Origin of the sequence: Reyranella sp. (assembly GCF_050185545.1) — a bacterium.
In the GTDB taxonomy this organism is placed as follows: domain Bacteria; phylum Pseudomonadota; class Alphaproteobacteria; order Reyranellales; family Reyranellaceae; genus Reyranella.
Genome location: NZ_JBFWZI010000183.1, coordinates 1 through 13,712 on the forward strand (window position 1 = coordinate 1; position 13,712 = coordinate 13,712).

13 protein-coding genes are annotated in these 13,712 nt (G+C 68.1%); 4 read left to right on the forward strand and 9 right to left on the reverse strand.

Annotation, left to right across the window (positions count from 1 at the left end; genetic code table 11):
* Nucleotides 1–175: 175 nt before the first annotated feature.
* A complete protein-coding gene (locus AB7O82_RS31085) occupies nucleotides 176–736 on the reverse strand; it encodes a TetR/AcrR family transcriptional regulator (RefSeq protein WP_428538404.1) in 561 nt (186 codons plus the stop codon).
* A gap of 115 nt (nucleotides 737–851) precedes the next feature.
* On the opposite strand from AB7O82_RS31085, the gene AB7O82_RS31090 reads away from it, so the two are divergent.
* Nucleotides 852–2,078: an MFS transporter gene (locus tag AB7O82_RS31090; RefSeq protein ID WP_428621044.1), complete on the forward strand. Its 1,227-nt coding sequence runs from the start codon at nucleotides 852–854 to the stop codon at nucleotides 2,076–2,078.
* A 14-nt stretch (nucleotides 2,079–2,092) separates the two neighbouring features.
* On the opposite strand, the gene msrA is transcribed toward AB7O82_RS31090, so the two are convergent.
* From msrA to AB7O82_RS31105, 3 genes are all read right to left on the reverse strand, one after another.
* Entirely contained in the window at nucleotides 2,093–2,794 is a 702-nt protein-coding gene (gene msrA, locus AB7O82_RS31095; RefSeq protein ID WP_428621045.1) for a peptide-methionine (S)-S-oxide reductase MsrA, read from the reverse strand.
* Between the two features lie 2 nt (nucleotides 2,795–2,796).
* Nucleotides 2,797–3,654: an SDR family NAD(P)-dependent oxidoreductase gene (locus AB7O82_RS31100; protein ID WP_428538395.1), complete on the reverse strand. Its 858-nt coding sequence runs from the start codon at nucleotides 3,652–3,654 to the stop codon at nucleotides 2,797–2,799.
* 194 nt (nucleotides 3,655–3,848) lie between these two features.
* On the reverse strand, nucleotides 3,849–4,511 hold the full coding sequence (locus tag AB7O82_RS31105; RefSeq protein ID WP_428538392.1) for an ArsR/SmtB family transcription factor: 663 nt from the start codon (nucleotides 4,509–4,511) through the stop codon (nucleotides 3,849–3,851).
* Nucleotides 4,512–4,687: 176 nt separating this feature from the next.
* Between AB7O82_RS31105 and AB7O82_RS31110 the strand changes: the two genes are divergently transcribed.
* Entirely contained in the window at nucleotides 4,688–5,668 is a 981-nt protein-coding gene (locus AB7O82_RS31110) for an aldo/keto reductase (RefSeq protein WP_428538389.1), read from the forward strand.
* Nucleotides 5,669–5,671: 3 nt separating this feature from the next.
* Here the strand turns inward: AB7O82_RS31110 and AB7O82_RS31115 are convergent, their stop codons facing one another.
* Both AB7O82_RS31115 and AB7O82_RS31120 read right to left on the reverse strand, forming a co-directional pair.
* Entirely contained in the window at nucleotides 5,672–8,863 is a 3,192-nt protein-coding gene (locus AB7O82_RS31115; protein WP_428538386.1) for an efflux RND transporter permease subunit, read from the reverse strand.
* Between the two features lie 15 nt (nucleotides 8,864–8,878).
* Nucleotides 8,879–9,946: an efflux RND transporter periplasmic adaptor subunit gene (locus tag AB7O82_RS31120; RefSeq protein ID WP_428538383.1), complete on the reverse strand. Its 1,068-nt coding sequence runs from the start codon at nucleotides 9,944–9,946 to the stop codon at nucleotides 8,879–8,881.
* Between the two features lie 291 nt (nucleotides 9,947–10,237).
* On the opposite strand from AB7O82_RS31120, the gene AB7O82_RS31125 reads away from it, so the two are divergent.
* A complete protein-coding gene (locus tag AB7O82_RS31125) occupies nucleotides 10,238–11,230 on the forward strand; it encodes an LLM class flavin-dependent oxidoreductase (RefSeq protein ID WP_428538380.1) in 993 nt (330 codons plus the stop codon).
* On the opposite strand, the gene AB7O82_RS31130 is transcribed toward AB7O82_RS31125, so the two are convergent.
* From AB7O82_RS31130 to AB7O82_RS31140, 3 genes are all read right to left on the reverse strand, one after another.
* Nucleotides 11,193–11,654, reverse strand: a complete 462-nt coding sequence (locus AB7O82_RS31130) for an EVE domain-containing protein (RefSeq protein WP_428621047.1) — start codon at nucleotides 11,652–11,654, stop codon at nucleotides 11,193–11,195. The genes AB7O82_RS31125 and AB7O82_RS31130 overlap by 38 nt on opposite strands.
* A gap of 11 nt (nucleotides 11,655–11,665) precedes the next feature.
* A complete protein-coding gene (locus AB7O82_RS31135) occupies nucleotides 11,666–12,034 on the reverse strand; it encodes a VOC family protein (RefSeq protein ID WP_428538374.1) in 369 nt (122 codons plus the stop codon).
* Nucleotides 12,035–12,158: 124 nt separating this feature from the next.
* Nucleotides 12,159–12,848, reverse strand: coding sequence for a helix-turn-helix transcriptional regulator (locus AB7O82_RS31140; protein ID WP_428538371.1), 690 nt, complete (start codon nucleotides 12,846–12,848; stop codon nucleotides 12,159–12,161).
* An 82-nt stretch (nucleotides 12,849–12,930) separates the two neighbouring features.
* Between AB7O82_RS31140 and AB7O82_RS31145 the strand changes: the two genes are divergently transcribed.
* A partial coding sequence (locus tag AB7O82_RS31145) for a diacylglycerol/lipid kinase family protein (RefSeq protein ID WP_428621048.1) occupies nucleotides 12,931–13,712 on the forward strand: 782 nt, incomplete at its 3' end.

Consider the following 13,712-nt stretch of genomic DNA (forward strand, 5'->3'; position numbering starts at 1 on the left):
GCGGCCAGGTCCACACGATGCGGTCGCAGCTCGGCCTGGACCCGCCGGTGCTGGACCTGCACAGGGTGCTGCGGCCGAATCCGGCCTGAGTCATGGTCTTTCGGACCGCGGGCGTCTCGCCCGCTCATGAGAAGAGCGGGCGAGACGCCCGCGGTCCGGAAGAGCATGACATTCGTCACCGACGTCTCTGTCCGTTCCGTCCCGGCACCTCCACCCCGGCGGCCTCCAGCAGCACGCGCGCTGCCGCCCGTGCCGTAACCGCGACCTTGGGATCGCCGCGCACCAGGGCGGTGGCGATGGCGCCGTCGACCAGGATCTGCAGCTGCAGGGCGAGCGTGTCGGCGTCGTCGACCGCCAGTCGTAACAGCAGGTCGCGGAACCAGGCGCGGCGCTGCTCCTTGAAGGCGAGCGCGACCCGGTTGGCGGCGTGGTTCGGCTCCTTGAGCTCGGCCACGGCGTTGACGAAGGGACAACCGCGAAACACGCTGCTCGCGAAGGTCCGTTCGAGCCGATCGAAGGCGCCGAGGATCTGCTGCACGGGCGGCAGGTCGGAAGCCGGCGCCGGTCGCAGGCGTCGCGACAGGTAGGCGACGATCAGCTCGTCCTTCGACGGGAAGTGGTTGTAGAGCGTGCGCTTGCTGATGCCGATCTCGGCCGCGATCGTGTCGACGCCGACCGCGCGGATGCCTTGCTCGTAGAACAGCCGGTCGGCTGTCTCGAGGATGCGTTCCTGCATGTCGGCTCTGTCCGATGCCCGCGTCATGATTACACCGATCTGTTTACTTCCTTGTTGACCGGCCGGCGAGTGCCATTTAGGTACACAGGTCTGTGTAACCAGCGGAGCGTCGGCCATGAGCGTCGCCGAGGACCTGCGGCCCAACCTGGCGATCGTGCTGGGAGCGGCGGTGATGCTGAGCATCGGCATGGGCGTGCGCCAGAGCTTCGGCCTCGTCATGCCGCCGCTCACCCGCGACATCGCCGTCTCCGTCTCCGACTTCGCGCTGGCGCTGTCGGTGCAGAACCTCGCCTGGGGCCTCCTGCAACCGGTCGCCGGCCTGCTGGCCGCCCGCCTGGGCTTCCGCCCGGTGATGCTGAGCGGAACGCTTCTCTATCTCGCCGGCCTCGCCCTGTTCGCCTCGGCGCAGGGCCTCGTCGGGGTAATGCTGGGCGCCGGCGCGCTGATCGGTGTGGCGCTGGCCTGCACCGCCTCGGCGATTGCGCTCGCGGTCGGCTCGCGCGCCGTGCCCGCGCGCTCGCGCAGCCTCGTTCTCGGCGCCATCACCGCCACCGGCTCCCTGGGCGCGCTCCTGTCGGCGCCGCTCGGTCAGGCGCTGATCGTCGAGCTCGGCTGGCGAGCTGGCGTGCTGGGCTTTTTCGCGCTGGCGCTGGGGATGCTGCCCGCCGCCTGGCTGGCCGGGCGGGTCGATCGCCTGCCGCTGCCCGGCGCCGGCGGCGCGGCGCCGGGCGATATCTCGCCGCGCGCAGCGCTGGCCAGCGCCTTCAAGACTCCGTCGTTCCTGGTGATGACCGGCGCCTACTTCGTCTGCGGCATGCAGCTCCTGTTCATCACCACGCACCTGCCGTCGTACCTCGCGATCTGCGGCCTCGATCCCGCGTTGAGCGCGCAGGCGCTGGCCGCCATCGGCCTGTTCAATGTCTTCGGCGGGCTGTTCTTCGGCTGGGCGGGCGGCCGCTGGTCGAAGCTCGCGCTGCTGGGCGGCATCTATGTTTCGCGCTCGCTCGTGCTCGTCTGGTACTTCGTGCTGCCGCCGACGCCCGCCACCACGCTGGTCTTCGCCTCCCTGATGGGCTTCCTGTGGCTCGGCGTCGGGCCGCTGGTCGCGGGATCGGTGGCCGAGATGTTTGGTCTGCGATGGCAGGCGATGATCCAGGGCGTCGCCTTCATGAGCCATCAGCTCGGCAGCTTCCTCGGCGCCTTCGGCGGCGGCCTGCTGTTCGAGACGCTCGGCTCCTACGATCTCGCCTGGCGCCTCGGCGTCGGCCTGGGGCTTCTGGCTGGCCTGGTGCAGGTGAGCTTCGCCCTGATGCGGCCGCCGCGCGCCCGCTCCTTCGCGTGACGGCCTTGGCCTGGCTACATCCCGGTCTTCGACACCAGCACCGGATCACTCCGCCATGCGGCGGGGAACAGCCGCTTCAGGCTCTCGACCTTCGGGAGGTCGTGCATGACGATGTAGGGCTGCCGGGGGTGCCGCGTCATGTAGTCCTGATGATAGGCCTCGGCCGGGTAGAATGCCTGGTCGGGCTCGATCGTCGTGACGATCTTCGCCGGAAAGGCCTTCGCCTGATCCAGCTGGTCGATATAGGCCTTGGCCAAGCTCGCCTGCCGGTCGGTCGCCGGAAAGATGGTCGAGCGATATTGCGTGCCGACATCGGGACCCTGGCGATTGAGCTGGGTCGGATCATGCGCCACCGAGAAGTAGATCTGCAGCAGCTGGCCCAGGGTCACCCGGCGCGGGTCGTAAACGATGCGCACCGCCTCGGCGTGGCCGGTGCGGCCGCTGGTGACCTGGTCGTAGCTCGCCGTCTCCCTGGGCCCGCCCGCATAACCCGACACCGCGCCCAGAACGCCCTGGACGTGCTGGTAGACGCCCTGCACGCCCCAGAAGCAGCCGCCGGCCAGCACGATGGTCGCCGTCGTCGCCTCGCCGGCGGACTCGTCCTGCGCCGGCGGCGGGATCACGCGCGCCGTCTCGGCGGTCGACGGTGCCAGTCCGAAGTGCAAGGCCGCCGCGAGAACGAGGGCGCCGGCGATCAGGAAGGGCAGGCGAGGCATGGTCACTTCTCCGCGTGCAGGAATTGCTCGAAGGCCGCCTTGTAGTCGGGATGCCAGCGCGACAGGGCAGGCCGGTTCTCGGTGATGTCGCCCGCCGCCCATCGGATGCGCCGCACGTCGACCTCGCGGGTCACCTCGTTGTCGGGGCAGAGCACATAGAAATCGCCGGCATTCATCGCTTCGATCAGCATGTCGATCACCTGGTCGGGCGTCCACGCGCCGGGCGGCTTCTCGGTGCGGCCGCGGCTCGTCATGCCGGTGAAGGTCGAGCCCGGGATCAGCAGATGGGCGGTGATGTGTGCGCCGGCCTCGTTGCGCAGGCTGTGGGCCAGCGCCTCGGTCAGCACCTTCACGCCGGCCTTGCTGACATTGTACGCGGTGTCGCCGGGAGGGCAGGTGATGCCCTGCTTGGACCCGGTGTTGACGATGGCGCCGGCCGTGCCCTGGGCCAGCATGGCCGGGGTGAAGATCTGCACGCCGTGAATGACGCCCCACAGATTGACCTCGAGCACGCGTCGCCAGCGCTCGATATGGTCCCACGGTCCGCCGCCCGGCGCCGTGCCGGCATTGTTCATCAGCACCGCCACCTCGCCGAACCTGTCGTAGACCGCGTCCTTCAGCGCCTGCACGCTGTCGAGCCGGCTGACGTCGGTCGGCACGGTGAGAACCGACGCCGTTCCCGCCGGCGCAACGGCCGCCACCGCGGCCGCCGCCTCGATCAGCGCTTCGGCCGAGAGATCGGCCAGGCAAACCTTCATGCCGAGAGCGGCGAATCGGCGGGCCGCTGCCAGGCCGATACCGCTCGCCGCGCCGGTCACGACGGCAACCCGGCCGGCGGCGAGGGCAGGATGGACACTCATTGGGCGATTCCTCCGCTGGGGTTCATGGCATCGGCCTGTCGAGCACGCGCCGCCACTCAGGGCCGGCAGCGTGCCACACATAGGCGCCGACCCTGGTCGAACCAACCCTTCTCACTCACTTCAGTGCAGCTGCGGCGGCCGTTCATGCGAGAAATGGGGAAGGAGATCGGACCGCAAAGTCACGAACGTGTCGCTCACGACGACCCAACCGGCAGGCCGGCTGCCTTCCATTCGGGGAAGCCGTCCTCGAGGCGGCGGACCTTGAAGCCGCGCTCGCGCAGCAGCGCCACGGCTTCGAACGCCAGCACGCAGTAGGGACCGCGGCAGTAGGCGACGATCTCACGACCGCGCGGCAACTCGCGCAGCCGCCGCACGAGATCGCGCAACGGGATGTTCACCGCTTTCGGGACATGGCCCGCTGCGTATTCGTCCTCGGGCCGCACATCGAGCACGGTGACCCTCCCGTCCTCGAGGCGCTGCACCAGCTCGGCACGCGCGACCGGCTCGAGGGCGTCGCGTCTGTGGAAGTAGCTCGCGATGACGTCGCGCACCTGGGTCGATTTGCGCTCGGCAACCATGCGCAAGGCAATCAGCAACGTCAGCACTGCCGGATCGCTCGGCCTGTAGAGCACGCGCTTGCCATCGCGGCGCGACGTCAACAGGCCGGCGCGATGCATCAGGCGCAGATGCTGCGAGGCGTTGGCGACCGGCAGTCCCAGGCGCTCGGCCAGCGCCTCGACGCTGCGCTCGCCCTGCGCGAGCAGCTCCAGGATCTCGAGCCGATCGCCGTGGCCCAACGCCTTGGCGACCTCGGCCAGGCCGGCGAACAGGGCATGCTTGGGGCTGTCGCTTGACATCCGGGGCTCCATGTATATTCATTCAATGTACTGATTGAATGACCCTCCGCAAGAGGGGAATCGAAGAAGCGCTCGACGTTCTGCTCGAGGTCGCGCGACGATGGCGCGGCTCACAAGAGATTCTCTATTGTCTTGCTGCGGCGCACGTCGCAGCCCTCCGTGAGCAAGAGGTCGCCATGAAGACACACTCCTTCGGTTCCCTGCCCGCCGTCTCGACCCTGACCCTGGGCGGCGGCGGCCTCGGCATGCTGTGGGGAGAGACGACCACGGAGGAGTGCATCGACACGGTGCACGCGGCGGTCGATGCCGGCATCACCCTGCTCGACCTCGCGCCACGCTACGGTGACGGCAAGGCGGAGGAGGTGGTGGGCCATGCCTATGGCGGCAAGCTGCCGGCCGGCGTGCGGGTCACCAGCAAGTGCAATCTCGGCAACCCGCCGGCCGGCGAGATCGCGTCGCTGCTGCAGCGCTCGATCGAGACCAGCCTGGAACGCCTGCGCCTCGCGCGCCTCGACCTGTTCTTCCTACATTCGAACGTCGTGCCCGACGAGAGCTTCCTCAGCGTACGCCCCGATGCAGCCAGCCGCATGACGCCCTACGCGCTGTTCGTCGAGCATGTGCGTCCGCTGTTCGAGCGCTTTGTCGCGGAAGGCCTGGTCGGTGCCTGGGGCCTGACTGGCATCGGCCATCCCGACACCATCATCAGGCTGCTCGGAGAGCGACCGGCGCCGGCCGCCGTGCAATGCATCGCCAACCTGCTCGATTCGCCGGGCGGCCTGAAGTTCTTCGACGGCCCGGCCAAGCCGCGCGACGTGATCGCGGCGGCGCGGGCCAATGGTGTGGGCGTAATGGGCATCCGCGCCGTGCAGGCCGGCGCGCTGACCAGCGCGATCGACCGGCCGCTGCCCGCCGACCATCCGGAAGTGCGCGACTATGCCCTGGCGGCGCCGTTCCGCCGGATCTGCGCCGAGCTGGGCGAGAACCCGGCCGTGGTTGCCCACCGCTACGCGCTGTCGCTCGACATCGACACGCTGGTGCTGGGCGTGAAGAACCGACGCGAGCTTGCCGAGTGTGTCGCGGCGGCAGAGGCGGGGCCTCTTCCGGCCGATCTGGTGGCGCGCATCGATGCGGCCGTGAAGGACGCCCGCCTGGCCTGACGCCTACACCTTGTCCGGATTGAACTCGGGCTGCACCTCGGGCTTGCGCCATTTAAAGCGCAGCTCCGCGAGGCCGGTGGCGACGGTGTAGAACACCGGCGTGAAGATCAGGCCGAAGAAGGTCACGCCCAGCATGCCGGCGAACACCGCGGTGCCGAGCGACTGGCGCATCTCGGCGCCGGCGCCGAAGCTCACCACCAGGGGCACCACGCCCAGGATGAAGGCGAGCGAGGTCATGAGGATGGGCCGCAGGCGGGTGCGCGCGGCACTCACCGCCGCATCGAAGCGCGTCATGCCGGCCTCGTGGGCCTGCTTGGCGAACTCGACGATCAGGATGGCGTTCTTGGCCGCCAGTCCGACCAGCACCACCAGGCCGATCTCGACCAGGATGTTGCGGTCGAGCCCGCGCATCGTGACGCCGACCATGGCGGCCAGCACGCACATCGGCACGATCAGGATGACGGCGAGCGGCAGCAGCCAGCTTTCGTAGAGCGCCGCCAGCAGCAGGAAGACGAACACCACGGCCAGCCCGAACGCCAGCACGGCGGTGTCGCCGGCGAGCTTCTCCTGCAGCGCGATCTCGGTCCATTCGAAGCCGAAGCCCGAGGGCAGGACCTTTTCGGCCAGGCCCTCCATGGCGGCGATGCCCTGGCCCGAGGAGAAGCCGCGCTGCAGCGCGACCTGCACCTCGGCTGCCGGGTAGAGATTGTAGCGCGCCACGCGGTAGGGACCGGTCGTGTCCGAGAAGGTCGCGACCGAGCCGATCGGCACCATCTCGCCGCTGGCGCTACGCGTCTTCAGGTTGCCGACGTCGCGGACGGTGAGCCGGTAGGGATCGTCGGCCTGCGCCGTCACGCGATAGGTGCGGCCCAGGATGTTGAAGTCGTTGACGTAGCCCGACCCCATGTAGATCGACAGCGTCTCGAACACGCGCGCGATCGGCACGCCGAGCTGCTCGGCTTTGGTGCGGTCGATCTCCGCCCAGATCTGCGGCGTGCGCGTGCTGAACAGGGTGAAGGCCTGGGTCAGGCCGGGCGTCTGCCCGGCGGCGCCGGCCAGCGCCCAGGTGGCGCCCTCGAGCGCCGGAAGGCCGCGCGCGGCGCGATCCTGCACATAGCCCTTCAATCCACCGCCGGTGCCGATGCCGGGCACCGAGGGCGGCTCGAGGACGAACACGAAGGCCTCGCGCAGCGAGAACATCTTGCCGCGCAACTCGCCCAGTATCTTCTCCATCGGCAGGTCGCGGCGCTGGTCGAATGGTTTCAGGGTGACGAAGATCACGCCGGTGTTGGGCGCATTGGTGAAAGTGGCGCCGTCGAAGCCGACGAAGGACACGGCATGCTCGACGCCGGGCGTGGCCATGATCAATTCCGACGCCTGGCGGACCAGCCGGTCGGCGCGCTCGAGCGTCGACCCCGCGGGAAGCTGCATGGCGGCGATCAGGTAGGAGCGGTCGAGCTGCGGGACCAAGCCGGTCGGCGTCACCTTCAACTCGTAGCCGGTGAGAACCAGCAGGCCGCCATAGACGACCAGGACGATCGTCGCCATGCGGATCAGGCGGGCCGTGGCGCGGCCGTAGAAATTCGCGAGGGCCTCGAAGCCGCGGTTGAACAGGCGGAAGAACCCGTTGATCGGCCACATCAGCCGGTCGCGAAGCCCCGGCTTAGCCTTCTCGAGAGGCGACAGGGCATGGGTCTTGAGCAGCAGGGCCGCCATGGCCGGCGACAGTGTCAGCGAGACGAAAGCCGAGATCGCCGTCGAGGCCGCGATCGTGATGGCGAACTGCTTGTAGAACGTGCCTTGCAGGCCGGTGATGAACGCGGTCGGCAGGAACACCGCGATCAGCACCAGGGAGATGGCGATCAGCGCGCCGCCGACCTCGTCCATGGTCTTGTGCGCCGCGGCCTTGGGCGACAGGCCCTGAGTCAGGTAGCGCTCGACGTTCTCGACCACGACAATGGCGTCGTCGACCACGATGCCGATCGCCAGCACCAGGCCGAACAGCGACAGCGTATTGAACGAAATGCCGACCGCCGACATCACCGCGAACGAGCCGATCAGCGACACCGGAATGGCGAGCAGGGGGATGATCGCGGCCCGCCAGGTCTGCAGGAACAGGATCACCACGATCACGACCAGGATGAGCGCCTCGAACAGCGTCTCGATCACCGCGTCGACCGAGGCCTGGATGAACTCCGTCGGGTTGTAGACGACCGAATAGCCGAGGCCGGCCGGGAAATCCTTCTTCAGCTTCTCCATCGTCGCCTTCACGGCGTCCGATGTCGCGAGCGCATTGGAGCCGGGCCGCTGGAAGATGCCGAGCGCCGTGGCGTTCTTGTTGTCGAGATAGGCATTCATCGTGTAGTCCTGCGCGCCCAGCTCGATGCGCGCCACGTCGCGCAGCCGGACCACCGAGCCGTCGGGCTCGGCGCGCAGTACGATGTTGCCGAATTCCTCGGGAGACGTGAGCCGGCCGAGCGTCTGCACCGACAGCGTGAAGCCGCCGGGCGACACGGCCGGTGCCTGGTTGATGGCGCCGGCGGCGACCTGCAGGTTCGCGGCGCGCATCGCCAGCATGACCTCGCCCGCCGTGAAGTTGTAGGCGGCCACGCGCGCAGGATCGAGCCACACGCGCATCGAATAGTCGCGCGCGCCGAACACCAGGACGTTGCCCACGCCGTCGATGCGGCTCAGCACGTCCTTCACGTAGAGCGTGGCGTAGTTGGAGATGTACTGCTGGTCGCGGCTGCCGTCGGGCGAGGTCATGTGCACGACCATCATCAGGTCGGGCGAGGCCTTGCGCACGACGATGCCCAGCCGCTGCACGTCCTCGGGCAGGCGCGGCTGGGCAACGGCGACGCGGTTCTGCACGTTGACCTGAGCCTGGTCGATGTCGACGCCGGGCTTGAACACGACGTTGATCGACAGCCGCCCGTCGCCGGTCGACTGCGAGTTGATGTAGAGCATGTCGTCGACGCCGTTGATCTCGAGCTCGAGCGGCGTGGCGACGGTCTGGGCGATAACCTCGGCGGAGGCGCCGGGATAGGTCGCGGTGACGTTGACCGTGGGTGGCGCGATCTCGGGATACTCGGCCACCGGCAGGCTGAACTGGGCGATGCCGCCCACGATCAGGATGATGATCGACAGGACCGACGCAAAGATCGGGCGTTCGATGAAGAAATGTGAGAAACGCATGGGCTGAACGCGCCTTTACTCGGCTTTGGCGGCAGTCTTGATCTCGCCCTTTTGCGGCATCACCTTGGCGCCCGGCCGCACCATGGGGTTGGCCAGTCCGTCCAGCACCACCTTGTCGGTGGGCGCCAGGCCTTCGCGCACCACCCGCAGCCCCTCGACCAGCGGTCCCAGCGTTACCGGCTTGGCCTGCACGACGTTGTCGTCACCTACCGTGAACACGATCTTGCGCGACTGGTCGGAGACGATCGCCGAGTCGGGGATCAGCAAGGCATCGTATTTGCCGCCGAACAACTGCACGCGGCCGAAGATGCCGGGCGCCAGGAGCTGGTTCTTGTTCTCGACGATGGCGCGGGTGCGCATGGTGCCCGAGCGCGGGCTCAGGGCGTTGTCGACGAAGTCGACCTTGCCATTGCGCGTCCATGCGCTTTCGTCGGCGAGCCGGATGCGCACCGGGTTCACCGAATCGCGATCACGCGCCGAGGCTATCTCGCCGGAGAGGTAGAGCCGGGTGTAGCGCAGATAGTCGGCCTCGGAGATGTCGAACACGAAGCGGATGGGATCCAGGGTGACGATGGTGGCGAGCATGGTGGCGCCCTGCTGGCCGCCCTGGATCAGGTTGCCGGCATCCACCTTGCGGTCGGAAATGCGGCCGGCGATCGGCGCCCGCACTTCGCTCCATTCGAGGTTGAGCTCGGCCTGGCGCACGGCGGCTTCGGCGGTCTTGAGCTGGGCGCGCGCTACCGCGAGGTTGGCCTTGCGCTGGTCGTAGTCCGCGTCGGTGATGGTGCGCGAACTGATCAACGACGCCCCGCGCTGGACCTGCAGATCGGCCAGGTCGACCTGCGCCTTGTTACGCGCGACCTCGGCCTGGGCGCTCTCAACGGCGATCTCGAACGGCCGCTTGTCGATGGTGAACAGCAGGTCGCCGACTTTGACGATCTGGCCGTCCCGGAAATGCAGCTGCTCGATGAAGCCCGAAACGCGGGCACGGACCTCGACCGAGGCCACTGCCTCGAAGCGTCCGGAATACTCGTCCCATTGCGTCACCCGCTGGGCGATTGGCGCGGCGACGGTGACGGGCATCGCCGGCGGGCCTCCCTGGGCGAGGACTGCGGACGTGAGCGCGAGGAAGACGGAGGCCGCAAGGGCCAGCAAACGAGAACGTACGGGCAAAACACACTCCCCCGTGGGCACTTCTGCAGCGCGGGAGATGTGGTTGCGCTGCGAGCTGGTTTCAATTGGTAAGTGAAAGATCCATTTGGCTCGTTCGGGTGCGGCCGCGGACCATTTGTTAAGCACTTGATCAGACTGGGTTAATTCTCGACAAGGAGTGACCGGCGGGGGCTGGCCGCCGGCATCGAGGCGGAGTGAGTCATGAAGATTGGCGTTCTGCAGTTCTTTTCCTGGCCCGGCCGTCACGGACCCCTGGAAGAGGTCTATGCCCGGGCGCTCGAGCGCATCGATATCATGGAAAGTGGCGGCTTCGACGCGGTGTGGTTGGCCGAGCATCACTTCACCACCTTCAGCGTCTGCCCGTCGGTGCACATGCTGGGTGTCATGGCGGCGGCACGCACCAAGCGGCTGCGCATCGGCACGGCGGTGTCGCTCGCCGCGCTCTATCATCCGCTGCGGCTCGCCGAGGAGGTGGCGCTGCTCGACATGCTGTCAGGCGGTCGCGTCAACTGGGGCGCGGGACGCGGCTTCGCCCATTCCGAGTTCCACGCCTTTGGCGTGCCGCCCGAGCAGAGCGCGGAACGCTTTCGCGAAGCCGTCGAGATCGTGCTGCAGTCCTGGACGCAGGAGCGGCTAAACTTCAAGGGCGCGCACTTCGATTTCGAGGACGTCGAAGTCCTGCCCAAGCCGATGCAGCTGCCGCATCCGCCGGTGTGGATGGCGGCGACCTCGGAGCCGGCGATCGACTGGGCGGCGAGCCGCGGCTTCTCCATCCTGATGGATCCGCACGCGTCGTTCAAAGACCTCGGTGCGAAGCGCCGCCACTATACTCGGAAGCTCGCCGAGGCGGGCTTCTCCGATGCGGGCCGCGATATCCCGATGGCGCGCCTGGTCGCCCTGGCGCCGACGGACGAGGAGGCGGCGGACGTTGCGCGCCGCGGCGGGCAGTGGATCGTCGATGCCTATGCCGGCCCCCAGCATGCCCATCGCAAGTCGATGCCGCCGCGCACCTACGACGGCAAGGAGCCGGTGCAGCACTACCTCGACAGCGTCATCCTGCACGGCTCGCCGCAGTCGATGGTCGAGCAGATCCATCGATTGCGGGAGGAGATCGGCCTCAACTACCTGATGTGCGCCCCGCTCAGCCGCCAGAGCTTCAGGCTGCTTGCCGACGAAGTGGTGCCGCGGCTGTGAACATCGCCTCGGCGATGGTCGTCATGTCGGCGTCGCTGATCTCGACCACGCCCTGGCGCAGCCGGTATCCCCAGTTCTTGTCCTGCGTGAAGGCGAGCATGTCCTTCACCATCGCGAGCGGCGTCGCTGCGGCGTCGTGCCAGGCGACGTCGCGACGATAGGGCCGGAATCCGAAGCCCATGTCGGCCTGGTAGGGCGTGCCCGGCTTCACCGTGCCGATTGCGGTGAAGGCCTGCAGCTGGTCCTTGCCGCGCAGCGCGTGGCTCGGCGTGTAATGGCGATTGGGTGAGTAGTAGACGATGCGATCGCCGGGCTGGATACGCCGCAGCGGCGAGGCCTTGCCGTGCGACACCTGCATGAATCCTTCGCTGAGGCCGATCTCGACATGCTCGGCCGACGCAACCGCCAACCAGTTCCTGGTCATGGTGATTCTCCTCACGCCGCGGCCGGCGCGAACACGCGCAGGCGATGACCATCGGGGTCGAGCGCCACGAAGGTGTGACCGAAATCCATCGCCGTGGGCTTCTGGGCGATCGGCAGGCCACGCTGCTTCCATTCGGCGTGGGTCTGTTCCACGGCGGCCGCATCGGCAACCGTGAAGGCAACCTCGCCGCCGCCGGGCACCGTGGCAATCGGCTCGACGTCGTGGCGCGCCCACAGGCCCAGCATCACGTCGCCACCCAGCGGCAGCATGGCGAAGGTGGGTGACGTCTCGACCGGCGGCGTGCCGAGCAGATCGGCATAGAAGGTCGCGCTGGCCGGTGGATTGTCGACGTAGAGCAGCACGAAGCTGAACTTGCTCATCGGAGTCTCCTTGGCTCGGTGACTTCAATGTAGGATAGGCAACTGTCAGATTCTGACAGCAGCATGGTACCTCCTCGTCCCCGGGAAGGCTTGCACAGATGTGACAGAGGTGGGCGTCGACTTCCTAAGCCTCCCGCGTCGACTCGCGGTCGCGCCATTCCTTGAGCATCGCCTGCCGCCGCCGCGGATAGCGCTTGTCGGTGACCGTCAAGGTGACGATGCGGTCGGTGCGGAAGTGACGAAAATCCTGGCGCAGCTCGCACCACGCCACGACGACGCGCACCTTCTCGAAGAAGCCGACGGCGAACGGCCACACCGTGCGTTTGCTGGCGACGCCGTCCTTGTCGCGATAGGAGAGGCCGAGCTTGCGCTCGTTGCGGATGGCGGCACGGATTTTCGGCAGCTCGGCGTCGCCCGCGGCAACCGGCTCACCGGGCGCGATCAGCAGGCCGGAATCGTCCAGGGCGTCACGCAGATCCTTGGGCAGCACGGCGCCGATCTTGGCCAGCACGTTGGCGGCGGCATCGGCCAGCGCGCGGTCGGAGCGCTGATGCACCCAGCGCGAACCGAGCACCAGGGCCTCGATCTCCTCCTCGCTAAACATCAGCGGCGGCAGCATGAAGCCCGGGCGCAGCACGTAGCCAACGCCGGCCTCGCCGTCGATCGATGCGCCTTCGGATTTCAGGGTCTCGATGTCGCGATAGAGCGTGCGCAGCGACACGCCGGTGGCCTCGGCAAGCGTCGCGCCGCTCACCGGATGGCGGTGGCGCCGCAGCACCTGGATGAGGTCGAGCAGGCGTTGTGCGCGCGACACGGGCGCTCCTTCATGCGACACAGGAATTGCCACGCTAGGCTACCATGGAACCGCTGTCAGATTCTGTCAGCAGAAGAGAGATATGGAATCGCCATCCCCCGTCGCCGGGCCCTCCCTCGCCGTGATCGTCAATCGCGCCGCCCACAAGGGCGGAGCGGCGCGGCGCTGGCCCGCGATCGAGGCGGCGCTGGCCAGGCGCCTGGGCGCCTTCGAGCCGCTGTTCACCGCGGCGCCCGGCCATGCGACCGAGCTGGCTCGGGCGGCCCTCGGCCGTGGCGTGCGCCGCTTCGTGGCGGTGGGCGGCGACGGGACGGTGAACGAGTCGTTGAACGGCCTGCTGGAACCGTCGGGCCGCCTGGCGGCGCCCGATGCCGTGCTCTGTCCGATTCCGGCAGGCACGGCCAACGAGCTGTGCCGCGCGCTGGGCTACCTGCAGCATCCCGACCGCGCCTTCGATGCCGCGGCCGGTCGCGGCACGCGCGCCATCGACCTGATGCGCGTGCGCTGCATGGGCCTCGACGGCCGGCCGGTCGACCGCTTCGGCTATCTCATCGTCTCGCTTGGCGCAGCGGCTACGATCAGCCATCGCACCTCGCAATCGCGCTGGCTCAAGAAGCTGGGCGAGGTCTCCTATCTCCTGATGACGCCGCCGGTGACGCTGGGCTACAGCCATCGCGACGTCGCGATCGCGATCGACGGTGTCGCGCAGGGCACGCGCTCTCTGTTCACCGCAATGGTCGCCAACACCGAGAACGGCGGTGGCGGCATGAAGCTGATGCCCGGTGCGCGCTTCGACGATGGACTGCTCGACCTGATCGAGATGGGTGACGTCTCGCGGCTCGGCGTGCTGCTGGGTGTCATGCC

Coding starts and splice junctions, on each gene's coding strand:
- AB7O82_RS31135 (WP_428538374.1), bottom strand. CDS start 12,034: ATGAGCAAGTTCAGCTTCGTGCTGCTCTACGTCGACAATCCACCGGCC.
- AB7O82_RS31110 (WP_428538389.1), top strand. CDS start 4,688: ATGAAGACACACTCCTTCGGTTCCCTGCCCGCCGTCTCGACCCTGACC.
- AB7O82_RS31105 (WP_428538392.1), bottom strand. CDS start 4,511: ATGTCAAGCGACAGCCCCAAGCATGCCCTGTTCGCCGGCCTGGCCGAG.
- AB7O82_RS31125 (WP_428538380.1), top strand. CDS start 10,238: ATGAAGATTGGCGTTCTGCAGTTCTTTTCCTGGCCCGGCCGTCACGGA.
- AB7O82_RS31120 (WP_428538383.1), bottom strand. CDS start 9,946: ATGCCCGTCACCGTCGCCGCGCCAATCGCCCAGCGGGTGACGCAATGG.
- AB7O82_RS31130 (WP_428621047.1), bottom strand. CDS start 11,654: ATGACCAGGAACTGGTTGGCGGTTGCGTCGGCCGAGCATGTCGAGATC.
- AB7O82_RS31090 (WP_428621044.1), top strand. CDS start 852: ATGAGCGTCGCCGAGGACCTGCGGCCCAACCTGGCGATCGTGCTGGGA.
- AB7O82_RS31085 (WP_428538404.1), bottom strand. CDS start 736: ATGCAGGAACGCATCCTCGAGACAGCCGACCGGCTGTTCTACGAGCAA.
- msrA (WP_428621045.1), bottom strand. CDS start 2,794: ATGCCTCGCCTGCCCTTCCTGATCGCCGGCGCCCTCGTTCTCGCGGCG.
- AB7O82_RS31100 (WP_428538395.1), bottom strand. CDS start 3,654: ATGAGTGTCCATCCTGCCCTCGCCGCCGGCCGGGTTGCCGTCGTGACC.
- AB7O82_RS31115 (WP_428538386.1), bottom strand. CDS start 8,863: ATGCGTTTCTCACATTTCTTCATCGAACGCCCGATCTTTGCGTCGGTC.